Raw genomic sequence first — 24212 nt, forward strand, 5'->3', positions numbered from 1 at the left:
GGCGGTCAAGGCAGGAGCTGCCACCGATGGCAGGAAATATCGGCCGATTTCCAACTCCGTCATGGCGAGGAGCGAAGCGACGTGGCCATCCAGGGGCCAGTGCGAGCGGCCCTGGATGGCCACGCCCCTGCGGGGCTCGCCATGACGGATCAATGTCTCGTGCCGTTGGCCTAGTATCTCGTGCCCTTGGCCTGACGGTCGCGATCCTGGCCGCCGGCCTGCCGCTGGCCGCCTGCAAGCTCGTGAAGAACGAGCCGCAGGTGGCCTCGGCGGCCGCGACCGGCAGCGTCGCGACCCCCTTCGACAACCCGGCCTTCGACCCGGAGAAGACGGTCGAGGAGATCTGGCAGCCGAAGCTGCTGCCCTATCTGAAGGCCAAGGCCGGCCCCTTCGCCGAGGTGCGGCAGGCGGTGCAGGGCAGCCCGGACGAGGCCGGGAAGCGCTTCGGCTACCGGGCGGTGGAGAGCATGCCCTGGACCGTGGCGGCGACGGTCGAAGGCAAGATCACGGCGGTCAACACTGGCACCCGCGCGGCCGCGATCGACGTCGATGCGGATGGCGACGGTGCGGCCGACCTGACCGTGCAGATCGGACCGGTGTTCAGGGGCACGGCGCTGCGCGACAGCCTCGACTTCATCTCCTTCAACAGCTTCGCCAACCAGATCGAGTACGCCAAGTTCGGCAAGGCGCTGAATGCGCATATCTACGATGCCACGCTGGCCGCCCTGCCCCGGGACAAGTTGGTGGGGCAGAAGGTGACGCTGCTGGGCGTCTTCACCCTCGACGACCCGAAGGCGAAGCCGCTGGTCACCCCGGCCGAGCTGAGCCTGGAGGCGGTGCCGTGACGGCGGAGGCGCCGGCGCTGCAGGTCGAGGGGGTGACCAAGGTCTATCCCGGCACGGTGGCGCTGAAGGGCGTCGATTTCACCGTGCATCGCGGCGCGGTCAACGTCCTGGTCGGCGAGAACGGCGCCGGCAAGTCGACGCTGATGAAGATCATCGCCGGGGTCGAGCAGCCGACCGAGGGCCGCATCCTGGTCGACGGCCGGCCTGTGGTGCTGCACAGCCCGCAGGACGCCGCGCGGCACGGCATCGGCATCGTGTTTCAGGAGCTGAACCTCTGCGCCAACCTGTCGGTGGCGGAGAACGTCTTCATGGCGCGCGAGCTCAAGGGCGGGCTGCGCGGCATCGACCATCGCGAGCAGAACCGGCGGGCGGCCGCGCTGCTGCGGCGGCTGGAACACGACATCGACCCGCGCACCCTGGTCGGCGACCTCGGCATCGGCCAGCAGCAGATCGTCGAGATCGCCAAGGCGCTGGCGCAGGACGCCCGCATCCTGATCATGGACGAGCCGACCTCGGCCCTCAGCGCCGCCGAGGTCGAAATCCTGTTCCGGGTGATCGCCGAGCTGAAGGCCCAGGGCGTCGCCATCGTCTACATCTCGCACCGGCTGGAGGAGCTGGTGCGGATCGGCGACTTCATCACCGTGCTGCGCGACGGCCGCATCACCGGCCATGAGCGGATGGGCCAGATCGACGTGCCCTGGATCGTGCGGCAGATGGTCGGCTCCGCCATGAAGGATTTCGCAGCGGCGGACGGCCGCGAGTTGGGGCCGGAGGTGTTCCGGGTCGAGGCGATCTGCCTGCCGCGGGAGTCCGGCGGCTACGCCGTCGACCATGTCTCGCTGTCGCTGCGGGCGGGTGAGATCCTCGGCCTCTACGGGTTGATGGGCGCCGGGCGGACCGAGCTGTTCGACTGCATCATGGGCCGCCACCCCTTCGCCCGCGGCACGATCTATCTCGACGGCGAGCGGGTGACGGCGCGCGACGTGACCGGGCGGATCCGCCGCGGCCTCGCCATCATCCCGGAGGACCGGCAGCGCGACGGGCTGGTGCCGATCCTGTCGGTGGCCGAGAACCTGACGCTGTCCAGCCTGCGGCGCTTCCTGCGCGGCTTCCACATCCGCCGGTCGGCGGAGGCCGAGGCGGCGCGGCGGTCGATCCGCGAGCTGGCGATCAAGGTCTCGGATCCGGCGATCGAGGTCAGCGCCCTTTCGGGCGGCAACCAGCAGAAGGTGGTGATCGGCAAGGCGCTGATGACCGGCCCCCGGGTGCTGCTGATGGACGAGCCCAGCCGCGGCATCGATGTCGGCGCCAAGGCCGAGATCTTCCGGGTGATGCGCGACCTGGCGGCCCAGGGGCTCGGCATCCTGTTCGCGACATCGGACCTCGAAGAGGTGATGGCGCTGTCGGACCGGATCGCAGTGATGAGCAACGGAAGGCTGGTCGAGATCTTCGACCGCGCCACGGCGACCGAGGACCGCGTCGTCGCGGCCTCGGCCGCCGGGCACGGGCCGGACAAGATCCTCAGGGAGGAGGCGCACGCATGATGGCAGCGGACAAGGCCGCCGGGCGGGAGGGCTGGAGCGGCGACGCCATCGCCCTGCATCTGATGAAGCTGCGCACCTTCATCGCGCTGTTCGCGGTGGTGATCGTGTTCTCCGCCATAGCGCCCAACTTCCTCAGCACCGCCAACCTGATCCTGATGTCGAAGCATGTGGCGCTGAACGCCTTCCTGGCGATCGGCATGACCTTCGTCATCATCACCGGCGGCATCGACCTGTCGGTCGGCTCGATCGTCGGGCTGTGCGGCATGGTGGCGGGCGGGCTGATCCTGCACGGCATCGACCTGTCGGTCCTCGGCTTCGGCTACACGCTCTACTTCAACGTGCCGGAGATCATGCTGATCACCCTCGCCCTCGGCGTGCTGATCGGCGCCATCAACGGCCTCCTGATCACCAGGCTGAAGGTGGCGCCCTTCATCGCCACGCTCGGCACGCTCTACGTCGCCCGCGGCGCGGCGCTGCTGCTGTCGGACGGGGCCACCTTCCCCAACCTGATGGGCAAGGAGGAATACGGCACCACCGGCTTCGCGACGCTCGGCGCCGGCACGCTGCTGGGCCTGCCGCTGACCATCTGGCTCCTGATCCTGGTCGCCGCCGGGGCCGCCTATCTCGCCGCCCGCACGCCGCTGGGCCGGCACATCTTCGCCGTCGGCGGCAATGAGCGCGCCTCGGGCCTGTCCGGCGTCCGGGTCAACCGGGTGAAGATGTTCGTCTACATGTTCTCCGGCTTCTGCGCCGCGCTGGTGGGGCTGATCATCTCGTCGCAGCTGATGGCCTCGCACCCGGCGACGGGCGAGACCTTCGAGCTGAACGCCATCGCCGCGGCGGTGCTGGGCGGCACCTCGATGTCCGGCGGCCGCGGCACGATCGGCGGCACCATCATCGGCGCCTTCGTCATCGGCATCCTGTCGGACGGCCTCGTGATGATGGGCGTCAGCTCCTTCTGGCAGACCGTGATCAAGGGCCTCGTGATCATCGCCGCGGTGGTGGTCGACCAGGCGCAGCGCCGGCTGCAGCAGCGCGTCGTGCTGCGCCGCATGGCGCGGGAGGGCTGAGCGATGCTGCGCGGAGCCCTGATCGGCTGCGGCTTCTTTGCCGTCAACCAGCTGCACGCCTGGCGCGATGTCGAGGGCGCGGAGATCACGGCGCTGTGCGACCGCGACCCGGCCCGGCTGGAGAAAGCCGGCCGCGATTTCGGCATCGCCCGGCTCTACGCCGATGCCGAAGAGATGCTGGCACGCGAGAAGCCGGACTTCGTCGACATCGTCACCACCGTGCCGAGCCATCGGCCGCTGGTCGAGCTGGCCGCGCGGCACTGTGTGCCGGCGATCTGCCAGAAGCCCTTCGCCGCCACGCTGGACGACGCCCGCGCCATGGTCGCGGCCTGCGAGGCGGCCGGCGTGCCGCTGATGGTGCATGAGAATTTCCGCTGGCAGACGCCGATCCAGGCGGTGCGCAGGATCATCGACTCCGGTCGGATCGGCGAGGTGTTCTGGGGCCGCGTCTCCTTCCGCTCGGCCTATGACGTGTTCTCGGGCCAGCCCTATCTCGCGGAGGGCGATCGCTTCATCATCGAGGATCTCGGCATCCACATCCTCGACATCGCCCGCTTCCTGTTCGGCGACGCCACCCGCCTGACCGCCCGGACCCGGCGGGTCAATCCGGCGATCCGTGGCGAGGATGTCGCGACCATGCTGCTGGACCATGAGAGCGGCGTCACCTCGGTCGTCGACTGCTCCTACGCCACGCGGCTGGAGACCGAGCCTTTCCCCGAGACGCTGGTCGAGGTCGACGGCAGCGACGGCACGATCCGCCTGGGCCAGGGCTACCGGATGGTGGTGACCGGCCGCGACGGCAGCGAGACGCTCGACGTCTCGCCCCGGCTGCTGCCCTGGGCCAGCCGCCCCTGGCACAACATCCAGGAGAGCGTCGCCGCGATCCAGCAGCACTGGGTCGGCTGCCTGCGCGCCGGGCAGGAGCCCGCGACCTCCGGCCGCGACAACCTCAAGACCCTCGCCCTGGTCGAGGCCGCCTATCGCAGCGCCGGGACCGGGCTGGCCGTCGATCTCGCGGAGTTGGCATTACCGGCCGCCCCACCGCCTTCCTGAAGGCTCTCCGCGGCTGAGGCGCGCGGGCGAGAAACGGGATCGCGATGCCGAGGGGCTAGGCGTGGAACAGCTCGCTCACGGACTCGCCCGCGTGGATCCGGCGCATCGCCTCGGCCAGGGCGGGAGCGATGGAGAGGACCACGAGCTTGGGATGGCGCTCGGCGCCGTCCACCGGAATGGTGTTGGTGCAGACGATCTCCAGCACATCGTCCTGGGCGCCAAGCCGCTCCAGCGCGCCGCCGCAGAAGAGGCCGTGCGTGCAGGCCACGCGGATCGACCGCGCGCCCTGGCGGCGGAGATGGCCCAGCAGCTCCAGCACCGTGCTGCCCTTGGCGATCTCGTCGTCGATGACGATGACGTCCTTGCCGCGCACCTCGCCGATGACGGTGCTGATCTCGACGCGGTCGTTTTCGTAGCGCTGCTTGGCGCCCATGGCGACGCCGGCGCCCAGCAGGCGCGCGAAGGCGGAGGCCTCCTTCGCATAGCCGAGGTCCGGCGAAACCACGACGGCGTTGGAAAGATCGTACCGGCGGAAGTGGCCGGCGAGCTCGCCGAGGGCATGGAGATGGTCCACCGGCACGCTGAAGAAGCCGTGAACCTGGGGCGAGTGCAAGGCGACCGTGAGGACCCGGTCGGCCCCCGCCGCGGTCAGCAGATCCGCCACCAGCCGGCCGCCGATCGAGATGCGCGGCGCGTCCTTCTTGTCCGATCGGGCATAGGCGTAGTGCGGCACGACCACGGTGATCCGCGAGGCCGAAGCGCCGCGGGCTGCGTTGATCATCAGAAGCAGCTCGACCAGATGCTCCTGGACCGGAGGATTGAGCGGCTGGACCAGGAAGACGTCGCGTTCACGGCAATTCGCCTGCAGCTGGACCTGGAGGCAGTCATTGGCGAAGCGCTGCACCCTGGACGGCAGGAGCGGAACGCCCAGTGCGGCGCAGATCTCCGCCGCCAGGGCGGGATGCGCGGTTCCGGAGAAGACAGCTAGATCCGCCATTGGTCCCCCTGGACGCCCGGGTCTTCGGAACGGCGCCAAGCTAGAGGCGGCGAATGGCCTTGTCCACGGCCGGACTCTGCCTCCGGACGCGCATCGGCGATGCTGGAAAAGCACAGGCTCGGAGCGGCTCATGACGCTATCCATCAGATCTTATCGACCGGCCGACCTCGGCCCCTGATCGCGATCTTTCTTCGACTCAGAGCGGCCTCAAGGGCGTCGCGGTTGCGGATCAGCCAGGCGACGCTGCGCGTCTGCCAGGCGATGCCCCAGACGCGCGGCGCATGCTCGGTCTCGGGCGTGATCCGCTGCTCGATCACCTCGTTCGCGGCGCTCCGGGCGGCGAATTCGATGATCCTGTCGCCGAGGCGCCGCCGGTCGTGGGCCGGCAGCCCGTAGGCATCCGCAAAGATGCGCACCTGCCTCATGCGGTGCCCGGCTTCGGGCAGGCCGTTCATCTCGGCGACATCGTCGTCGTAGAGCTGGGCGTTGTTCCAGGCCGCCATGGCGATCTCGGTCAGCCGGTCGACAGGGCCTGCCGCCTCCCAGTCGATCAGCGCCATGGGCCTGCCGTCCCGCGAGACGATGTTCCAGGGCGCCGCATCGCAGTGCCCGATGATGTCGGGCGAGCCGACCTCCCGGCCGAACCAAGGGCGCCAGATCGCGTCCCTCGACGGTCGGAAGGATGCCGTCGCGTCGTGCAGCCGCCGGATCAGGCGGCCGAGCTCGTGAATGGCTTCGTCCGTCCAGGGCGCCGGGTTGATGATGTCGCCATCGAGGTAGGTCAGGATCTCCCGGCCCTGCTCGTCGAAACCGTCTCCCACCACGCGGGGTGCTGCCGCGAAACCTACCTCTTGTAGATGGCGCAGCAGGGAGTGGACCGAGCGGCTCCACGGGCCTGCGTCCCGGATGACCACCCCGCCGCGTCGGGCGACAGCGGTTCTCCCGCCGCCGGTGAGCGGTGTCGTCTCGGTGTCCTTGGTCATGGGCGGGCTGAGGGGACAGCGTCAGCGTCGGCCGGCGGTGCGGGTCTGCGCCCCGGCCACCTGATATTGATCGGGCGCGCTCGGAAACAGCACCGCCAGTCTCTGCTCGGCGGTCGTCCAGGCCCGAACGTGATAGCGCCGCAGGAGGACGACGTTCATTGCGAAGATCGTGATGCCCAGAACCACGGGCGCAGTGACGGTCGAGCCGGCGACCGCCTTCACGACCACCCCTGCGAAGACGCCGGCGATGGCCCCGGCGATGACGCTCACCAAGCCCGCCGTGCTCATGAAGGATTGCCAGCGCGACGGCTCGAGGGACTTGTCGGTCAGGACCGCCTGATCGTCGTCATGCGTGGAATGGATCAGGTACTTTTCCATCAATGGCGCGATCTCGACGTAGTAGTGGCGGATTCGCGCGATACCGCGCGCGTGCACCATGTCTTCGATCGCGACCTGGACCGCCCGCACGAAGGTAACGATGCCGATGAAATAGAGACAGGGCAGCAGGATCAGGCTGAACAAGACGAATGGCTGGCCCATCTGCGTGACCTGCGCCACGAAAGCGAGGGCGATCGTCGCGCTCGAGACCGACGTCAGGAACAGATTGGCGCGCTGGTTCGCCTCCTGGATCGTGGCTGCCCGGGCAGTCTGCAGCGCGAAATGCTCGGTCGTCATGAATTGCAGCATGCGCTGCCCGGTCTCACCTTGTCCCGGCTCCGGCATGACAGCCTCCTTGGCGCGCCGATCTGTCATCGCTCTGCCGCAGTGGTCGGCATGGCAGCGGAATCAAGGTGCCTACGCTCCGAGACGGATCGTCAGCCTCTGGTTGGGAAACGGCCCGTGCCCTTGCCAGTTCCATGGCCACAGCACACCAGAACCGGAAGCTAGGGAATCTCGTAAAGCGTCAGCTCGTTTGCGATACCGCGCAGCGTGTGGCGTTGGGCGACCGGCTCGATTCCGCTGGTCTGCAGCAGTTTCGCGGTATCGGAATCCCTCACGACCGGTTCCGTCGCGAAGATGGCGCGTGAATTCACCAGAGTCTGGACGCGGGCGGCGATGTTGACGGTCTGGCCGAAATAATCCTGCCGCTCGTTGAGTGTGACCGCGAGGCACGGCCCTTCGTGGATGCCGATCTTGAGCACCAGGTCTTCGCCTGCGTGCGCGTCATTGAGGTGCCCCATGGCGTCGCGCATGCGCAGCGCGGCGGCCACGGCGCGATCGGGTGTCGGGAATGTGGCCATCACGGCGTCGCCGATGGTCTTGACCACGGCGCCGGCCTCGGCCGCGACGATCTCGTGCAGCACGCGGAAATGGGCGCGCACCAGGTCGAACGCAGCCAGGTCGCCGACGCGCTCATACAGCGCCGTCGACCCTTTGAGATCGGTGAACAGGAAGGTCATGCTCGTGATCTTGAGCCGCTGGTCGACGTCCAGCGTGTCGGTCCGGTAGATGTCGCGGAACGTCTGGTTCGTGAGCAGGCGCTTTGCCGTCAGGAAAGGCTTGCGCCGGCCGAGGAGTTCGTGCAGCGCGGGCCCGGCGATCCAGACCCCCGCCAGCACCCGACGATTGGTGCGGTTCTCGACGGAGAGGCGCAGCGGCCCGGGCCGCAGCGAGACGGTTTCGTTCGGCCGATGCACCGGATCGATGATGAAGGAGAGCGTCTGGCGATCGCGCGTGGGCTCGCCCTTCACGTCGAGGAACTGCGTCGCATGGCTCACGGGGTCGCAGACGATGAGGAACTCCGCCGGGAGCTGCAGCGACAGGAGCGCCTTTTCGCCGGCCGGCAGTTCGACGAGATCGAGCGTGATGTCCTCGATCAACTGCTCGAAATTCGGCGGCAGATCGACGCCGGATCCCCAGAACACCTGGCGGCAATACTCCACCGGCGGCAGCGTGTCGGGGTCGTGCGCTCCGATCCGGCGCACCCGCGGGCTCACGGTAAAGGCCACCTCCACCATCTCGTCGAGCGTAGGTTCGTAACCCGCGGCACAGAGAGCGCAGTTGTACTCGTCCCGGTTCAGGGTCTTCAGCGTGGTGTTGGCGTCCAGAACGCCGCCGCAGCCGGGACAGAGCACGTTCCAGGACAGCTCGAACAGCCCGAGGCGTGCGGCGTGCAGGAACACCGCGATGACGCGTTCGACGTCGATCCCGGTCTGAGCCGCGAAGTCGAAGACGTTGACGCGGCAGAGCGCGCGGTCCGGTCCCTCTTGTACCAGCCGCTCCACCGCCGCCGCAGCTTCCCCGTCGGCAGCTTGCCGAAGGGCCGCGAACAGGGCCTGAACCTCGCTCATGCCTCGACTTTACGCCAAATCGAAGAAGACGCCAAAGCGGTGCGCCGTCCCTACCCGTGATGCGCGTACAGCACCGCGGACCGGTCGAGGTGGCGGACCATCGCCGCCTCCGCCGCATCCGGGTCGTGCCGGCGGATGTGGTCGAGGATCTCCCGGTGCTCGGACAGGGTGACGTTCTCCTTCCCCGTCCAGATCAGCATCTCGGTGTGGTATTCGCGCAGCCAGCTCAGCATCGCCTCGCTGACCGCCTCGAAGATCGGGTTGCCCGAGATCGCCGCGATCTGGGTGTGGAAGCGCATGTCGGCGGCGATGAAGGCGCCGGGGTCGTCGAGCTTGCCGCTCTGCTCCCGCAGCGTCTCCTCCAGCCGGGCGATGTCCTCTTCCGTCGCCCTTTCCGCCGCCTCGCGCACCATGCCGCGCTCGAAGAAGCGGCGCGCCTGCTTCAGATGCTCGAGGCTGTCCGGCGAGGCGGAGAGCAGGATATGGGCGGAGAGGTCGACCTGCTGGATGATCGACTTGGCCGTCAGCTGCCGCACGCGGGCGCGCTCGCCGTGGCTGATCGTGATCAGCCCCATATTGGCCAGCGCCTGCATCGCCTCGCGGATCGCCGGCCGCCCGACCCCGAACCGGTCCATCAGGTCCCGCTCCGACGGCATGGCGTCGCCCGGCGCCAGCTCGCCATTGGTGATCATCGCCCTGAGGCGATCGAAGACCTCGTGCCACAGCTTCCTGCGGACGATGGGCTCGACAGAATCCCGCACCTGATGAGACCTCCTGCGTCAGCCGCGCGATGCCGCGGCCCGGATAGGGTATGGCGCGCTCATCATACCATCCGGACCGGCCGCCATCACTGCGGTCAGCCGAAGGCGGCGAACTCCTGCTCGCCGCGGGCGAAGCGGGCGAGCTTGGCGAAGAAGTCCTCAAGGATCCAGCGCCCATCGATCGAATGATACAGCTTGATCGGCCGGTGGGCGCCGGTGTGGACATAATGCATCCGGTCGCTGAACTCCGGCGCCGGCACCCATTCCGAGATCCCGCCGTTCGGGTTGAGGATCACCGACAAAGCGGGCGTGTCACCGAGCGAGCGGTGCTCGATCGGGCCGGCATGGGCCTTCAGATTCCATTCCACTAGCTGGTCGACCAGGTATTTGCCAATCGGCCCTTTGTCGTAGACCCGCTCGTACAGCTCGGCATAGCCGACCGCCATCATCCGGTAGACGGTCATCGGAATCTGCCAGAGCTGGACCTTCGACCGCATCACCACATTGGCGGCGTGGATGTCGTTGGACAGGTTGTATTCCCGGCCGCCGGTCGGCCACGGCCCGCCGCCGATCCAGACCACGACGACGTTGCGCTCGTTCAGCTTCGGCTCCATCAGCAGCGCCGAGGCCATGTCGGTGAGCGGCCCGAGGAAGGCGACGTAGAGCGGCCGCGGGTCGTCCTTCATCGCCTCCTCGACGATGAGATGGGCGCCGGCGGACGGCACCGGCGTCCGCTCGTCCGGCATGGCCCCCTCGGCGCCGTCGGCGACCCGCACCCGGCCGGAGAGGTCCATCAGCTCCAGTAGCTTGATCACCTCGTCATGGCTGTCCTTGAGGCTGGTCTTCGACTTCAGCGACCCGAAATGCGCCGGGATGATGCCGTGGAAATCGAAGCTCGGCGTCAGCAGCGCATGGACGATGGCGTACTGGTCGTCCGCCTCGTTCTTGGCGTCGGTGTTCAGGATCAGGCGGGCCTTCTTCTCCGGGGGCAGCAATTGTCGGTTCCTTTCGCTGGCGCGCTCACTTCACCGCCCCGGCCATGCCGTGGACGAAGTAGCGCTGGAAGAACAGGTAGAGCAGGAGCAAGGGCGAGATCGTGATCAGCTGGCCGGCCGCGAGCAGATCATAGGCGGTCGAGAATTCGGTGCTGAACTGCACCACCCCGAGCGGCAGGGTGCGCTGCGCCTCGGTGCGGATGAAGATCTGGGCCAGGATGAACTCGTTCCAGGTGGCGATGCCGTCGAGGATCAGCAGCGAGACGACCGCCGGGGTGGCGAGCGGCATCACCACCCGCCGGTACACGCCCCACCAGGTGCAGCCGTCGATCCGCGCCGCCTCGATCATCTCCGCCGGGATCGAGCGGAAGAAGCCGCGCAGCACCAGGATGCCGAGCGGCAGGCCGAAGCCGAGATAGAGGAAGAACAGCCCGGGCAGGCTGTCGATCAGGTTCAGCCGCTGGTACAGCAGGGTCAGCGGCACCAGCGTCATCTGCATCGGCACGATCAGGCCGAGCACGAAGACGGTGAAGACGATGCCGCCGCCGCGCATCTTCATCTTGGTCAGGGCGAAAGCGGCGAGCGAGCAGATGAAGACCCCGGCCGGGACCTTCAGCACGGTCAGCACCAGCGAATTCCAGAAATAGGTCTTGATACCGATCGCCCAGGCCTTGGCGAAATTGCCGAATTCGAGCGACTGCGGCAGGGCGAAGGCGCCGTTCTGGGCGAAGTCGCCCGCGCTCTTCAGCGCCGTGAAGACCAGGATGATCAGCGGCGCGGTCCAGACCATCCCGCCGATCGCGAGCGCGGCGTAGAAGCCGAGCGACCCGAAGCGCAGGCGGAAAGGCCGGACTGCCGTGCCGGCGAAGGAAACGGCGGCGTCCGTCATCGGCTGCGCACCATGTGCCGGGTGTAGGGCACGGCGAAGACCAGGGTCAGCAGGAACAGGATGACGGCGATGGCTGTGCCCAGCCCGACCTCGTTGTGGTTGTAGGTCAGGAAATACATCCAGCTGCCCAGCACCTGGGTGCGGTTCGCCGGGCCGCCATAGGTCATGACGTAGATGATGTCGTAGACCTTCAGCGAGTTGATCGCGGTGATCGCGACCACCACCATGGTGGTCTCGCGCAGCAGCGGGAAGGTGACGTACCAGAAGCGCTGGAACCGGCCGGCGCCATCGATGCGCGCGGCGTCCAGCACCTCCTTGGGGATAGTCTGCAGCCCGGCCAGGAACAGCAGCATCGGCAGGCCGGCATTGTGCCAGGCGGCCGCGACGAAGACGGAGTAGAGCGCGATCTTCGGATCGGACAGCCAGTTGCGCTCCAGCCCGGTGAGGCCGAGCGCCTCCAGCAGCTGGTTCAGAAGGCCGAGGCTGGGGTGGTACATCCAGCTCCAGATCAGCCCGACGATGCTCATCGACAGGATCGCGGGGAAGTAGAAGACGCTGCGGAAGAAGGCGCTGCCCCGGAACCGTCCGTCGAGCGCCAGCGCCAGGGCGAGGCCGATGCCGGTCGGGACGACGAGCGACAGCAGGCTCCACGCCACGTTGTTCTTGAGCGCGATCCAGAACACCCGGTTGCGCGTGAACAGCTCGACATAGTTGCCGAGCCCGGCCCAGACCTTGTCCGGCGAGACGCCGTCCCAGCGGAACAGGCTGAGCCAGGTCGAGTAGGTCATCGGATAGACCAGCACGACCATGAAGATCAGCGCGGCCGGGGCCAGGAACAGCCAGGGCGCCGCCACCTCGTCCACGAATTTGCGCGACAGCCGTCTCGTCTGCAGGCCGGCCTCTGCCATGCCGCGGATCTCCTGCTGGTGTGGGTCACACCGACGAGCCCGTGATCGGACTCATCCTCTCCTGCAAGAGAACCGTCATTGCGAGGAGGCGAAGCCGACGAAGCAATCCATGCATCCGCTCCTGCGGCTCTGGATTGCTTCCCCCGGCTTTCGCCGGGGTCGCAATGACGATCCTTTCATGAGTCAGTTGCTGGCGCGGGTCTTGGACCGCTCGATCGCCTCCTGTACCTGGGCCGCCGCCTCCTCCGGCGTCATCAGGTCGAGCAGAACCGAATCCTGGGCCTCGAAATAGGCGGCGACGACATCCTGCGGCAGGCCCTGGTCGGTCAGGCGGTAGAAGCCGATCTCACCCTGGGTCCACTGCGACCATTGCCGCTGGATCGGCAGGTCCTCGGCCGGAAGGATGTTCTTGGTGGCGCTGGGGTAGCCGACCGCCTGCGCCGTCACCGGCGCGATCTCCGGCCGCACGACGTAGCTGGCGAAAAGCAGGGCGGCCTTGCGGACGTCCTCGGAGGATTTCGCATTGACCTGGATCTGCGACGGCGACCCCGGCACCCGCTTCGGGCTCCGATCGGTCGGCAGCGGGAAGGTGCCGTAATCGGCCGGCGACTTGCCCTCGCGCATGATCCGGCTGAGCTCGAGGCTCGGCGTGTCGAACACCATTGCCGCCTGGTCGTTGTAGAGCAGCGGCATATTGGTGGCCGGGTCGACATTGAGGAACCCGTCCGGGAAATAGCCCTTGTCGGCCCATTCCTTCAGCTTGGCGAAGGACTGGATGACCGGCTCGGACTCCCAGGACTCCTTCATGTCCAGCAGCGCATCGTGCCCCTCCGGCCCGGCGTAATGCTCCAGGAAGAAATCGAAGAAGCGCATCGTCATCCAGCTGAACTTGCCGCCGATCGAGAACGGCGTGACGCCGTTCGCCTTCAGCGTCTCGGCGACTTTCTCGAGATCGGTGAAGCTCTGCGGCGGCTGCAGTCCGTACTTCTCGAACAGCGCTTTCCTGTAGATGAAGCCGAAGGGCCCGATCTTGTTCGGGATGCCGTAGAGGTCGGCGCCGTCGCGGGTGATGGCCAGCGCCGCCGGCGTCACATGCGCCTCGACCCCGAGCGCCGCCAGCAGCTCCGGCGTCAGCTTCACAGTGTGCCCGCCGCGATTGTAAGGCGAGGCCAGCGACCCGCCCCAATTCCACCAGGCGTCCGGCAGCTTGCCCGAGGCGGCGGCCACGCGCAGCGCCTGCTTCAGCTCGTCCGTGCCGAATTTGGTGAAATGCACCGTGACGGTCGGATAGTCGGCCTGGAAGCGTTCGATCACGAGCGGCCAGTTGTGCGAGGCGAGGCCGAAGAACTCGATCGTGACCGGCTTGGCCGGCGCTTCCTGGCCCCAGCCGGGAACGGCGAAGAACGCCGCCGTCAGCATCGCTGCGCCCGCGACCATGGATCGACGCGTCAGAGCCTGCATTTCGCCCTCCCCCGGCGATGGAGACGTTGCGGTCGTCTTATGTCCGGCGGTTCGGCCCGCCCGTGGTTATCGGCATTATGGTGTGCTGGTATGATGAGTCAACCAGCGATTATGCCGGTTTGCGCGATCCCGGATTCGCCCTCAGAAGACAAGGCCCCGCGGGCATCGCCCGTGGGGCCTCGGCTCAAATGCGGCTCAGGAGTATGTCGGTCCGTTGCGGAGGTGGTGTCTGCCGCACCTCACCGCGCGGCCGGCGCCACGTTGCGGACCGCATAGACCTCGGGAAACAGGCGGTCCTTGAGGTGGGGCGCGGCCGGCGCCGTGTCTTCCAGCAGCTTGTCCACCGTCGCGTAGTTCTTGTCGTAGACCCAGGGCCGGCGGGGAAGCTCGCGGTCGTTCAGCCAATACGGGCTCCAATCCGCGGTCGTCTCGATCAGCTCGCGGGCGAAATCGGGGCCGTATTCCAGGGCGCCGTCGATGACGACATCGACATAGGACTGCAGCAGCGGGTAGTCGGCCGAGGGCGGCTGCAGGCCTTCGCCGGGCGTGCCGTCCTTTCCGACCGAGACATAGACCCAGATCTTTCCGTCGGGGGGCACCTGCTCCCAGGACACCGCCTCGATCGCGTCGCGCGGCACTTCCATGCGCTTGTAGCCGGCCTCGCGCTGATCGAAGAGAGCCATATCGTCGCCTTCGACCGGATAGAGCACCCCATTGATCGTCATCGCCTGCTCGTCGGCGTTCGGCTTGCGCAACCCGAGGGCGGTGAAACCGGATTTCGCGCGGTCGACCCAGGCCCGGACATAGCCGAAGGAGGCCGAGACCCGCACCGGAAGCGCGTCGATCGGCTTGGTCGCGGTGGAATTGCGGGACGTCGTGTTGATCAGCGATCCGTAGCCGAAGATGAAGTTCTGCGGCTGGCCGGGCAGCTTCTTCCCCCACCACTCCGCCGCCCCGGCTCCGGATGCCGTCGCAGCCAGCATGAGCGCGGCGAGTCCGGAGATCATCAGGTGTCTGCGATCCATGGTGTCTCATCCCCCATCCAAGTTGTCCGTCAGCCGGGTCGAGCGGGGGTTGTGTCGACCTCCGCGACCTCGATCACCGACTGTACCCATTCCTCGTGAAATCAATTGCCGTCGAGGACCGATCAACAAAACCTTCGAAATCTATAAAGACCAGACCAAGCCCGCAGCAAGGCGATTCCGCCCGCTAAAGATCACGATTCATTTTCGATACCGGAAAAATTAAAGAATAAATCGACTCGATATTTGCGAATATCGGCCGAGAAATCATGGCAGGCGCGGGATAGAACTCGGCCGACACCGCCGGCGTTGCCCTGCATGCCCTGCCCGGGCCGCGGCGATGATCGGCGTTCGCAGCTTGTAGTGAAATGGCGAGTCGTGACGGAGGATGACAAAACCTGCGTCTCTGTCGCGACGCCCGCTCGCGCCGCGATCCTGCGGCGGAGCGGTTCATCCCGTCAAAGGTCGACCGTCGGCCGCGAGAAATATCGTTCCGACGTCCGGACCGGTTCGGAGGGCGAGGGCTGCACGCGGCGCGCGGCGCAGGTGATCTTGGCGACCAGCTGGCGCTTCATCTCGTCGATCCGCAACCCGCAGAGGTCTTCCGGGCTGTGATTGTCGTTGGCCTGAGGCCGAGGCTTGGTCATGGCGTCATCGTAATTCGATCAAAGAATGATGCCAGCTTGGCATCGGAGAGGCGGATCCTCCAGCGAAAAGCGGCGCCGGCCGGCACAGATTGCGGGATCTTGACGGATACGGCCGGTATGGGATTGATCGACAGGCAGCGCCGCGCCTGCCCCGGATAAGGTACCAGCCGTGCCGGACAACCCCTATCAGGCTCGCCGTCGCGAGGTGATCCACCGCACTCCTGCCACGACAGTGAGCCGCGTGGTCCTCGAGGACGGCCGGCCGGTGATCCTGAAGGAGGGGCTCGGCGAGCCGGCGGTCGGGCTGTTCGACCAGCTGCGGCGCGAATACGAGATTCTGTCGCGCTTCGAATCCGGCTTCGTCGTGCGTCCGCTCGGATTGCAGCCGGACGGCCCGGAGGGACCAGTCCTGGTGCTGGAGGACATCGGCGGAATCACCCTGTCCGACTGGACCGCCGCCGCCCCGCCGGATCTGGCGCACCGGATCGCGATCGCGGAGACCCTGGCGCTCGGTCTGGCCCATGTGCATGAGCGCGGGGTGCTACACGGCGACCTGTCCGCCCACAACATCGTGATCAATCCGGCCGACAACCGGGTCAACTACATCGATTTCGGCGGAGCCGTGGTGCTGGGTCGCGGCGATTCCGTTCCGGCCGAGGCCCTGCCGGCGGTCGAGGACCTGACCACCGTCGCCCCCGAGCGCACCGGCCGGATGAACCGGCCGGTCGATCATCGCGCGGATCTCTATTCGCTCGGCGCGGTCCTGTATCAGCTGTTCGCCGGCCGTCCGCCGTTCGTCGGCGCGGAACGCCTGGATCTGCTGCACGCCCATCTCGCCCAGCGCCCGGTGCCGCTGGACACGCTGCTGCCGGAATTTCCGCCGGTGCTGGCGGAGATCGTGACGACGTTGCTGATGAAGGACGCGACGGCGCGGTATCACAGTGCGGCGGATCTGGCGGCGGATCTGGGGCGCTGCCGTGCCGGCTTCGAACCCGCAGGGGCGGCGGGCGGGCGCATCACCGCCTTCGCCGTCACGGCCGGCGACGCCTTCGGCGATTCGATCCTGTACGGCCGGGACGCCCCGCTGGCCGCGCTGCAGGAGGAATTCGAGACGGCACGGGCCGGCCGCAGCAGCGCGGTGCTGGTCACCGGGGCCCCTGGCATCGGCAAGACCGTGCTGGCGGCCGCGATTCGCGATCGCGTGGCCCAGGCCGGCGGCCGCTTCGCCGCGGGTAAGTTCGAGCAGCAGCGCGACGTGCCCTATCTCGGCCTCGCCCAGGCCTTCGCCGGGCTGGTCCGCAGCGTGCTGACCGAGCCCGACGCGATGGTCGCGGCCTGGCGCACCGCGCTGCTGGACCGGCTGGGCCGCAGCGCGAGCGCGCTGGCCGAGCTGGTGCCCGGCCTCGACCGGCTGATCGGGCCGCAGCCCCCGGCCGTGATGCTGGCCCCGGCGGAGGCCGGACGCCGGCTGGCGCAGGCGGTGCGCGAGCTGGTCGCCGTCTTCGCCGCGCCGGACCGCCCGCTGGTGCTGCTGCTGGACGATCTGCAATGGGCTGATGCCGCGAGCCTGGAACTGCTCGGCCCGATCTGCGCCGCCGCGCCCAAGGGCGGGCTGCTGCTGATCGGCACCTGCCGCGGCGGCGCGGCCGACCTCGAAACCGCGCTGCAGGACACGCTCGACACGCAGCTCGGCGGGCTGCGCCGCATCGACCTGCAGCCGCTGACGCCGGAGGATATCGAGGCCATGCTGGTCGCCGCCTATCGCGGCCGGCCGGACCAGGCGGCCAGGGCCGCCGCCCTGGTGCACGCCAAGACCCTGGGCAACCCGCTGTTCGCGCGCCAGCTTCTCGGCCATCTGCGCGAGAGCGGGGCCATCGGCCCCTCCGGCGACTGGGATCTGGAGCGCATCGCGGCGGTGGAAGCGACCGACAACGTGGTCGGCTTCCTGGCCGACCGCATCGGCCATCTGCCGGCGCAGCTGCAGCGCGTGATGGCCACCAGCGCCTGCATCGGCATGCAGGTCGAAGCGGAGGTGCTCGGCGCCGTCCTCGGCCTCGACGTCCCGGCGCTGCGCCCGATCCTGGACGACGCCGTGCTGGAAGGATTGATGGTCGCCCGCGACGGCGGTGTCGGCTTCGCCCATGACCGGATCCGCGAGGCCGCCTACCGGCTGACGCCCGACCCCGCGGCGCTGCATCGCCGCATCGCCCTGGTGCTGCTGGAGCGGACCGCGTCCGACCAACTGCCGGCGGCCGCCTTCACCATCGCCCGACACCTGAATGCGGCGGGCGACCTGGACGACGACCCGGCGCTGCGGGCCCGCTGCGCCGAGATCAACCTGATCGCGGCCCGGCAGGCGCGGGCTGCGGCCGCCTTCGGCCCCGCCCGCGACTATGCCGAGACCGGGCTGAGCCTGGCCGATCCCGGCTTGTGGGAGACCCGCTACGACGACATCGCCGAAGCGGCGCTGCTGCTGGCCGAGTGCCGGATGCTGACCCAGGACCACGTCGCCTTCGACCGGGAGGTCGAGGCGCTGGCCGCGCGGCTCAGGGACGACGAGCACCGGCTGCAGCTGGCCATGCTGCAGCTGGTGTCGCTCGATGCGCGCCTGCTGGAGAAGGAGGCGATCGAGGTCGGACGCCGGGGGCTGCGCCTGGTCGGGATCGAGCTGCCGGTGACGGTGGAGCAGCAGCGCGAGGCCGTGGCCGCGGAATTCGCCGAGTTCCAGCGGCTGATGGCCGGGCGCCCGGCCGAGGCGCTGCTGGACCTGCCTCCCCTGCGCGACCGGCGCCTGGCCGCGGCGATGCAGATCCTGTTCCGCCTGGCCCCCGATGCCCACAACACGCTGCAGCCGGAGTTGTACGCGCTGATGGCGCTGCGCAACGCCAATCTGATGCTGCGGCACGGCAGTGACGCGCTGGCGCCCGGGATCATCGTCACCCTGGCTCTGACCCTGCGGGGAATGACGGGTGACAGCGCGGCGGCGGACGCCTTCGCCCGGACCGCCATTACCCTCGACGCGCGGCTTGGCCATCCGCTGACGGCCAGCGTGACCTTCGTCTACACCTATTTTCTGCGGCACTGGCTGCACCCGCTGGAGGGCGCGCTGCAGCTCAATCTCGACGGCATCCGGGCCGGCTTCGAGATGGGCGACATCCAGTTCGGCTCCTACCATGCCGCCGCCTACGTGATCCACCTGCTCGGCAGCGGCGGCGCGCTGGCCGAGGTGGCCCGCATCGGGGAGGAGCATCTCCGGCTGATCGGCGAGCGGAACCGGACGGCGGCCGAGCATTGCCGGATGCAGATCGATTTCGCCGCGGCGCTGATGGGCCGGACCGCGGCGCCGACCAGCCTGGCCCGCGACCGGGTGCGGAGCCAATCGGAAGAAGATGCCCATCTTGGGACGCTGGATCTCGTCGCGCGCGGCAACTACCTGATCCGGCGGCTGCAGCTTGCCCTGGTGTTCCGGGATCTCGGCGCGGCCCGCCGCCTGATCGGCCCGACCGCGGCGCATCTGCCTGCCGTCGCCGGCGTCGCGGCCGAGGCCGACGGCGTCGCCTTCCTGCTGCTGGCGGCCCTGGCGGATGGCGGCGACCGAGGTGAGGATTTCGCGGCGCGGCGCGAAAGGCTGCGCGGCTGGAGCGAGCTGAACCCGCACAATTTCGGCGCCATGCACGGCCTGGCCGAGGCGGAGCTGGCGCGGGCCGATGGGCGAACCGGCGACGCGCTTCGCCTCTACGGCGATGCCATCCATCGGGCCGAGGCCGCCAAGCAGACCCATTACGCCGCGCTGGCGAACGAATATGCCGGGCGCTTCTGCCTGGACCTGGGCAACGACGTCGCCGGGATGGCCCATCTGCGCGAGGCGGCGACGCTGTACGGCTATTGGGGAGCCGCCGCCAAGGTGGCCGCGCTGGAGCAGGAATTCCCGCGGCTGGCGGCGCGGTCGCGCGCCGGCCGCGCCTCGCTGCGCGAGGCCGGCAGCCCCTCCGGCGAGGATGACATCGATTTCCGGGCCGTGCTGCGGGCCGCGCATTCGATCTCACGCGAGATCGACCTGCGCCAGCTGGTGCAGCGGGTGCTCGGCGCGATCCAGGACAGCGCCGGCGCGTCCTACGGCGTCCTGGTCCTGCGGCGCGACGACGGCCTGCATGTCGAGGCGATTGGGCGCGACCGGGAGGTCTCGGTCCTCGCCGCCGGGGACTCCGGGCGCTTGGAGGACAGCGATGCCGTGCCCCAATCGGTCCTGTCCTATGTGCTGCGCACGCGCGAGGCCCTGGTGCTGGACAACGCCCAGCATTCGCCCGAGTTCTTGCGGGATCCCTACATCCGCGCCCATGGCGTCGCCTCGATCCTGTGCGCCCCGCTGGACGAGCGCGGCCAGGTCGACGGGCTGATCTACCTCGAGAACAACCTGGCCGCCGGGGTTTTCAGCCCCCGCCGTCTGGAGGTCGTGCAGGTCCTGGCGGCGCAGGCGGCGATCGCCTTGGCGAACGCCCGGCTGTTCACCGCCCTCGACGGCGCGCGCACGGACCTGCTGCGGGCGAATGAAGGACTCGAGCAGAAGGTGAGCGAGCGCACCGCGGAACTCGACACGGCCCGCAAACGCGCCGTGGCCAAGGAGCGGGAGGCCCGCCGGGCCCGGCGGGCCGCCGAGATCGCCAACCAAGCGAAATCACGCTTCCTGGCGGTCGTCAGCCACGAGATCCGGACGCCGATGAACGGCGTGCTCGGGATGCTCCAGATCCTCGATCGCGCCCCCTTGCCCGAGGAGCAGCGCCGCTATCTGGAGATCGCCGAGGAATCGGGCAAATCCCTGCTCGATCTGATCGATGGGATCCTGGACTACGCCCGGCTGGAGAACAGCCAGGAGGCGCTGGATCTGCACGATTTCGACCTGCGCCGGCTGGTGACCGACGCGGTCGAACTGATCCGTCCGCAGGTCGCGGCCAAGGGGCTGGCGCTGACCCTCGCCGTCGACGCGCCGCCGGAGGCGGTTCTGCGCAGCGATTCCCGCCGCCTCAGCCGCGTGCTGATCAACCTGCTGAGCAACGCCGTCAAGTTCACCTCGGAGGGCGGCATCAGCGTGACGGTCAGGCTCGATCCGATGGCAGGGGCGATGCCGCGGTCGACGCTGCATGTGGCGGTGAAGGACAGCGGGATCGGCATCGCCCCGGAGATGCACGAGCGGATCTTCGGCGACTTCATCCAGGCCGATTCATCGATTGCCCGGCGCTATGGCGGCACCGGGCTGGGCCTGGCGATCTGCCGGCGGATCGTCGACCTTCTGGGCGGCACGCTGGCGGTCGACAGCACCCCGGGCGCCGGCAGCACATTCCGCCTGTCCGTGCCGGTAACGCCTGGCACAACGCGGTCGGCAGCCCCCGCGCCGATCGAGGCCGGCCCGGCGCTCTCAGTCCTGGTCGTGGACGATGACCCGATCAACCGGGCCGTGGCCGCCGGGCTGCTGGGCCGGCTGGGCCACCGCGTGACCCTCGCCGACGGCGGTCAGGCCGCGATCGAGGCGGCGGCGGCCGGCGACTTCGACGTCGTGATGATGGACCTGCACATGCCCGGCATGGACGGGCTCGAGGCGACGCGGCGGATCCGGGCGCTGCCGGGCGACCGCAAGCCGCCCCAGATCCTGGCGCTGACCGCGGATCTGACCGACGGCAGCCGGCAACGCTGCGCCCTGGCGGGCATCGAGCGCATCCTGGGCAAGCCGCTGCAGCTGGCCGTGCTGCAGCGCATGCTGTCGGCCATATCCGAAGCCCGCTCGCCGGTGGAGCCGCCGGCGGCATCGGCCGATCCGACGGCCCTGGTCGACCGGGAATTTTATGCCGAGCGCCACGAGATCCTGGGGACCGGCGAATTGGCGCGGCTTGCCCTGATGTTCCACCGGGTATCGCGGCCGATGATCCTCGCCATCCACACGGCGGCCACGGCCGGCGACCGTCGCGGCCTGGCCCGCCTGGCCCACCGCCTCAGCAGCTCCGCCGGCGCGCTCGGCCTGGCCCACCTCGCCCGGCACGCCGCCACGATCGAAGCCTGCGCGAACCAGGACGTACCGATCGACGGCCTGGCGGACATGGCGGCCGAGCTGGCCCCGCTCCGCCGGATGTCGATCGCAGCCCTGATGGCGGAGATGCGGCGGTCGGCGGCTCAGCCGTGGGCATCGGTGCGAACGCCCAGCTTGTAGCCGACCCCGGTCACGGTGACGATCACCGGCGGTCCGCCGGCCGGGGTCTGCAGCTTGCGGCGCAGCCTGGCGACCAGCGCGTCGACGGTGCGGTCGCCGACCTCGGTGTCGCGGTTGCTGACCACCTCGACCAGATAGTCGCGGCTGAGCGGCCGGCCATTGGCCTGAACCAGCGCGGCCAGCAGATCGAATTCGCCGCGCGTCACGCGCACCGGGGTGCCGTCCCGGGTCGTCAGCTCGCGCCGTGTCTGGTCCAGAAGCCAGGCGTCGAAGCTGACCACGGAGTTGTGGCGCGCGGCATCACGCTCCAGCCCGCGGCGGCGCAGCAGCGCCCGCGACCTGGCCAGCAATTCGCGCAGCTTGACCGGCTTGGTCACATAGTCGTCGCCGGCCAACTCGAGCCCGACGACGCGGTCGATCTCGCTGTCCCTCTGGGTGACGAAGATAATCCCGACCGCGCTCGTCGCCCGGATCTCGCGGGCGAGGTCGAAGCCGTCGCCGTCCGGCAGCTGGATGTCGATGAACAGCAGGTCGGCGGGGCTGCGCTTCATGGCCCGCCGGCATTCGGCGCCGGTCGCGGCCTCCTCCACCTCGAAACCTTGCTCGGCGAAATAGCGCGCGATCATCGAGCGCGTGACCGGATCGTCCTCCACCACGATCAGGCGATACCGCCTTCCGGCGCCACCCGTCATGTACGGCGTCCCGTGCTCATCAGAATATAGTCCTACTCGCCTGCTGCCCTTCCTCGCCGCCGCAGCGTCGCCGATGCATGCGAACAGCCGTTCAAATCCGGTTTACATCCCACACCGCCCTGCATGCTACACGAGTCGGCAGGATTCGGCATCCGATGGTGTCGCCACGACAGTAAAACATCGGGTGGAACAGGAATTCCCAGCGTTTTTTCTAAAATCCTTTTGAGCAGGGCATTTCGTCCCGGCCCCGCTCGACCCGCGAGGAGGCGCGCATGTCCGAACAGCAGAGCACCTACCCGCATGTTCCCATCGCCGAAATGCTGCAGCGGATCCGGCGGGACAATGCCGGGCACGGCGCCAAGCATGTCGTGATCCTGGGCGCCGGCATCGCCGGCCTGGTCGCCGCCTACGAGCTGCAGCAGCTCGGCCACGGCGTCACCATCCTCGAAGGCAGCGAGCGCATCGGCGGCCGCATCCTGACCCACCACTTCAAGGACGGCAGCTACAACGAGCTGGGGGCGATGCGCGTCCCGCAGGCGCACGATTATACCCATTACTACATCGACCGCGCCGGCCTGTCCGGCCGGCTGATCCCGTTCGTGAACAGCGTCCCGCAGAACTTCCTCGACATCCACGACGTGATCTGCCGCCTGAGCGAAAGCCGCAGCCGCATCTATCCGCGCTACGGCCTGCCGGAGACGCCGCCCTCGCCCGCCGGCGCCTATCCGCAGGATCCCGGCGGCGCCATCTTCGGCTGGGTGCAGGCCAACGCCATCGCCACCCTCACCGCCGAGGAGCAGGACAGCCTGTTCCGGGGCGAGCTGACGACCGACCGGCTGCGCACTCTCGACAGCCTGTCGCTCGGCGCCTTTCTCGACACCGTGCTGCCGCAGCCGGTGAAGCAGTTGGTCGGCGCCTATACCAGCCTCGCCGTCTGGTTCGACAAGGCTGTGACGATGTTCATCCGCGACACCATCGTCGGCACCGGCAACAACCTGACCACGCTGCATGGCGGCATGAGCCAGCTGCCCGACACGCTGGCGGCGATGCTGCGCCCGGGCACCGTGCTGCTGCAGCACGAGGTCACCCGCATCAGCCTGACCTCCGAGACCAGCGTCGAGATCGGCTATACCGGGCCGGAGGGGCCGCAGACGCTGACCGCGGATTACGTGCTGTGCACCCTGCCCTTCGGCGTCATGCGCCGGATGGAGCTGGACGGCTTCAGCTACCGCAAGCGCCTGTCGATCAGCCAGATGGCCTATGCCGCCTCGACCAAGGTCATCCTCGACTGCCGCGAGCGGTTCTGGCAGTCGCGCTACGGCATCTATGGCGGCGGCTCGATCTCCGACGGGCTGCAGCGCCAGACCTATTATCCGATGGATCATCTGCAGGTCGAACGCGGCCCGCTGCGGCCGGCGCCCTGGTCCAGCCCGCACACCGGCCCGGCGCATGACGAGCGCACCTCGCCCGCGCCGCATGCCGATGCCTCGCTGCCGGGGGCGCTGCTCGGCGCCTATTGCTGGGGCTCCGACGCGCTGCGCCTCGGGCTGATGGATCCGGACGCCCGGGTCGATGCGGTGCGCCGCGGCGTCGCCCGGTTCCATCCGGAGATCCTGGATGACGACATGGTCGTCGATGCCGCGGCGATCTGCTGGCAGTCGCACAAATGGTCGGCCGGCGCCTTCGCCTTCCTGCTGCCGGGGCAGCTCGGCTCGATCTTCCTCGACTGCAAGCGGCCGGAGGGCCGGCTGTTCTTCGCCGGCGAGCACTGCTCCCTGGACCAGGCCTGGATCCAGGGCGCGCTGATCGCCGCGCTCGAGGCGGTCGACCAGATCGTGAGCATCTGAGAGGCAAT

18 protein-coding genes are annotated in these 24212 nt (G+C 68.6%); 6 read left to right on the plus strand and 12 right to left on the minus strand.

What is annotated here, in order from left to right; translation table 11 throughout:
* Positions 1–152 precede the first annotated feature (152 nt).
* The 4 genes from KXR53_RS19225 to KXR53_RS19240 are packed head-to-tail and all read left to right on the plus strand — an operon-like array spanning position 153 to position 4512.
* Positions 153–845 (plus strand): DUF2291 family protein, encoded by a 693-nt coding sequence (locus KXR53_RS19225; protein ID WP_437376871.1) that lies wholly within the window; start codon positions 153–155, stop codon positions 843–845.
* Entirely contained in the window at positions 842–2389 is a 1548-nt protein-coding gene (locus KXR53_RS19230; RefSeq protein ID WP_437376872.1) for a sugar ABC transporter ATP-binding protein, read from the plus strand. The genes KXR53_RS19225 and KXR53_RS19230 overlap by 4 nt, the downstream gene beginning before the upstream one ends.
* Positions 2386–3459 carry an ABC transporter permease gene (locus KXR53_RS19235; RefSeq protein ID WP_437376873.1) on the plus strand — a complete coding sequence of 358 codons (1074 nt, stop codon included), beginning with the start codon at positions 2386–2388 and terminating at the stop codon, positions 3457–3459. Before KXR53_RS19230 ends, KXR53_RS19235 begins: the two co-directional genes overlap by 4 nt.
* Before the next feature lie 3 nt (positions 3460–3462).
* Positions 3463–4512, plus strand: a complete 1050-nt coding sequence (locus KXR53_RS19240) for a Gfo/Idh/MocA family protein (protein ID WP_437376874.1) — start codon at positions 3463–3465, stop codon at positions 4510–4512.
* Between the two features lie 55 nt (positions 4513–4567).
* Here the strand turns inward: KXR53_RS19240 and KXR53_RS19245 are convergent, their stop codons facing one another.
* From KXR53_RS19245 to KXR53_RS19295, 11 genes are all read right to left on the minus strand, one after another.
* A complete protein-coding gene (locus KXR53_RS19245) occupies positions 4568–5509 on the minus strand; it encodes a ribose-phosphate diphosphokinase (protein WP_437376875.1) in 942 nt (313 codons plus the stop codon).
* A gap of 143 nt (positions 5510–5652) precedes the next feature.
* Complete coding sequence (locus tag KXR53_RS19250; RefSeq protein WP_437376876.1) at positions 5653–6492, minus strand: phosphotransferase; 840 nt, start codon at positions 6490–6492, stop codon at positions 5653–5655.
* Positions 6493–6513: 21 nt separating this feature from the next.
* Positions 6514–7215 carry a hypothetical protein gene (locus KXR53_RS19255; RefSeq protein WP_437376877.1) on the minus strand — a complete coding sequence of 234 codons (702 nt, stop codon included), beginning with the start codon at positions 7213–7215 and terminating at the stop codon, positions 6514–6516.
* Positions 7216–7376: 161 nt separating this feature from the next.
* Positions 7377–8783 (minus strand): adenylate/guanylate cyclase domain-containing protein, encoded by a 1407-nt coding sequence (locus KXR53_RS19260; protein ID WP_437376878.1) that lies wholly within the window; start codon positions 8781–8783, stop codon positions 7377–7379.
* A 50-nt stretch (positions 8784–8833) separates the two neighbouring features.
* Positions 8834–9544 carry a transcriptional regulator NanR gene (locus KXR53_RS19265; RefSeq protein ID WP_437376879.1) on the minus strand — a complete coding sequence of 237 codons (711 nt, stop codon included), beginning with the start codon at positions 9542–9544 and terminating at the stop codon, positions 8834–8836.
* A gap of 95 nt (positions 9545–9639) precedes the next feature.
* Positions 9640–10539: a nucleoside hydrolase gene (locus KXR53_RS19270; protein WP_437376880.1), complete on the minus strand. Its 900-nt coding sequence runs from the start codon at positions 10537–10539 to the stop codon at positions 9640–9642.
* 25 nt (positions 10540–10564) lie between these two features.
* Positions 10565–11428, minus strand: a complete 864-nt coding sequence (locus tag KXR53_RS19275; RefSeq protein WP_437376881.1) for a carbohydrate ABC transporter permease — start codon at positions 11426–11428, stop codon at positions 10565–10567.
* Positions 11425–12336: a carbohydrate ABC transporter permease gene (locus KXR53_RS19280; RefSeq protein WP_437376882.1), complete on the minus strand. Its 912-nt coding sequence runs from the start codon at positions 12334–12336 to the stop codon at positions 11425–11427. Before KXR53_RS19280 ends, KXR53_RS19275 begins: the two co-directional genes overlap by 4 nt.
* A 183-nt stretch (positions 12337–12519) precedes the next feature.
* Positions 12520–13797 carry an ABC transporter substrate-binding protein gene (locus tag KXR53_RS19285; RefSeq protein WP_437376883.1) on the minus strand — a complete coding sequence of 426 codons (1278 nt, stop codon included), beginning with the start codon at positions 13795–13797 and terminating at the stop codon, positions 12520–12522.
* A 239-nt stretch (positions 13798–14036) separates the two neighbouring features.
* Entirely contained in the window at positions 14037–14822 is a 786-nt protein-coding gene (locus KXR53_RS19290; RefSeq protein ID WP_437376884.1) for a gamma-glutamylcyclotransferase family protein, read from the minus strand.
* Between the two features lie 455 nt (positions 14823–15277).
* The gene (locus KXR53_RS19295) at positions 15278–15466 is read right to left on the minus strand and encodes a hypothetical protein (RefSeq protein WP_437376885.1); all 189 of its coding nucleotides are present in this window, start codon (positions 15464–15466) and stop codon (positions 15278–15280) included.
* A gap of 169 nt (positions 15467–15635) precedes the next feature.
* On the opposite strand from KXR53_RS19295, the gene KXR53_RS19300 reads away from it, so the two are divergent.
* Positions 15636–21665 carry an AAA family ATPase gene (locus tag KXR53_RS19300; protein WP_437376886.1) on the plus strand — a complete coding sequence of 2010 codons (6030 nt, stop codon included), beginning with the start codon at positions 15636–15638 and terminating at the stop codon, positions 21663–21665.
* On the opposite strand, the gene KXR53_RS19305 is transcribed toward KXR53_RS19300, so the two are convergent.
* Positions 21629–22357, minus strand: a complete 729-nt coding sequence (locus KXR53_RS19305; protein ID WP_437376887.1) for a response regulator — start codon at positions 22355–22357, stop codon at positions 21629–21631. The genes KXR53_RS19300 and KXR53_RS19305 overlap by 37 nt on opposite strands.
* A 272-nt stretch (positions 22358–22629) precedes the next feature.
* On the opposite strand from KXR53_RS19305, the gene KXR53_RS19310 reads away from it, so the two are divergent.
* Positions 22630–24204: a flavin monoamine oxidase family protein gene (locus KXR53_RS19310; protein WP_437376888.1), complete on the plus strand. Its 1575-nt coding sequence runs from the start codon at positions 22630–22632 to the stop codon at positions 24202–24204.
* Positions 24205–24212 lie beyond the last annotated feature (8 nt).

The sequence above is a fragment of the Inquilinus limosus genome (genome assembly GCF_051487185.1).
In the GTDB taxonomy this organism is placed as follows: domain Bacteria; phylum Pseudomonadota; class Alphaproteobacteria; order DSM-16000; family Inquilinaceae; genus Inquilinus; species Inquilinus limosus_F.

Excerpts from the sequence above, each read along its gene's own strand:
- KXR53_RS19235 (WP_437376873.1), top strand. The coding sequence starts at position 2,386 with ATGATGGCAGCGGACAAGGCCGCCGGGCGGGAGGGCTGGAGCGGCGAC.
- KXR53_RS19255 (WP_437376877.1), bottom strand. The coding sequence starts at position 7,215 with ATGCCGGAGCCGGGACAAGGTGAGACCGGGCAGCGCATGCTGCAATTC.
- KXR53_RS19290 (WP_437376884.1), bottom strand. The coding sequence starts at position 14,822 with ATGGATCGCAGACACCTGATGATCTCCGGACTCGCCGCGCTCATGCTG.
- KXR53_RS19245 (WP_437376875.1), bottom strand. The coding sequence starts at position 5,509 with ATGGCGGATCTAGCTGTCTTCTCCGGAACCGCGCATCCCGCCCTGGCG.
- KXR53_RS19305 (WP_437376887.1), bottom strand. The coding sequence starts at position 22,357 with ATGACGGGTGGCGCCGGAAGGCGGTATCGCCTGATCGTGGTGGAGGAC.
- KXR53_RS19250 (WP_437376876.1), bottom strand. The coding sequence starts at position 6,492 with ATGACCAAGGACACCGAGACGACACCGCTCACCGGCGGCGGGAGAACC.
- KXR53_RS19285 (WP_437376883.1), bottom strand. The coding sequence starts at position 13,797 with ATGCAGGCTCTGACGCGTCGATCCATGGTCGCGGGCGCAGCGATGCTG.
- KXR53_RS19310 (WP_437376888.1), top strand. The coding sequence starts at position 22,630 with ATGTCCGAACAGCAGAGCACCTACCCGCATGTTCCCATCGCCGAAATG.
- KXR53_RS19225 (WP_437376871.1), top strand. The coding sequence starts at position 153 with ATGTCTCGTGCCGTTGGCCTAGTATCTCGTGCCCTTGGCCTGACGGTC.
- KXR53_RS19240 (WP_437376874.1), top strand. The coding sequence starts at position 3,463 with ATGCTGCGCGGAGCCCTGATCGGCTGCGGCTTCTTTGCCGTCAACCAG.
- KXR53_RS19280 (WP_437376882.1), bottom strand. The coding sequence starts at position 12,336 with ATGGCAGAGGCCGGCCTGCAGACGAGACGGCTGTCGCGCAAATTCGTG.
- KXR53_RS19295 (WP_437376885.1), bottom strand. The coding sequence starts at position 15,466 with ATGACCAAGCCTCGGCCTCAGGCCAACGACAATCACAGCCCGGAAGAC.
- KXR53_RS19260 (WP_437376878.1), bottom strand. The coding sequence starts at position 8,783 with ATGAGCGAGGTTCAGGCCCTGTTCGCGGCCCTTCGGCAAGCTGCCGAC.
- KXR53_RS19275 (WP_437376881.1), bottom strand. The coding sequence starts at position 11,428 with ATGACGGACGCCGCCGTTTCCTTCGCCGGCACGGCAGTCCGGCCTTTC.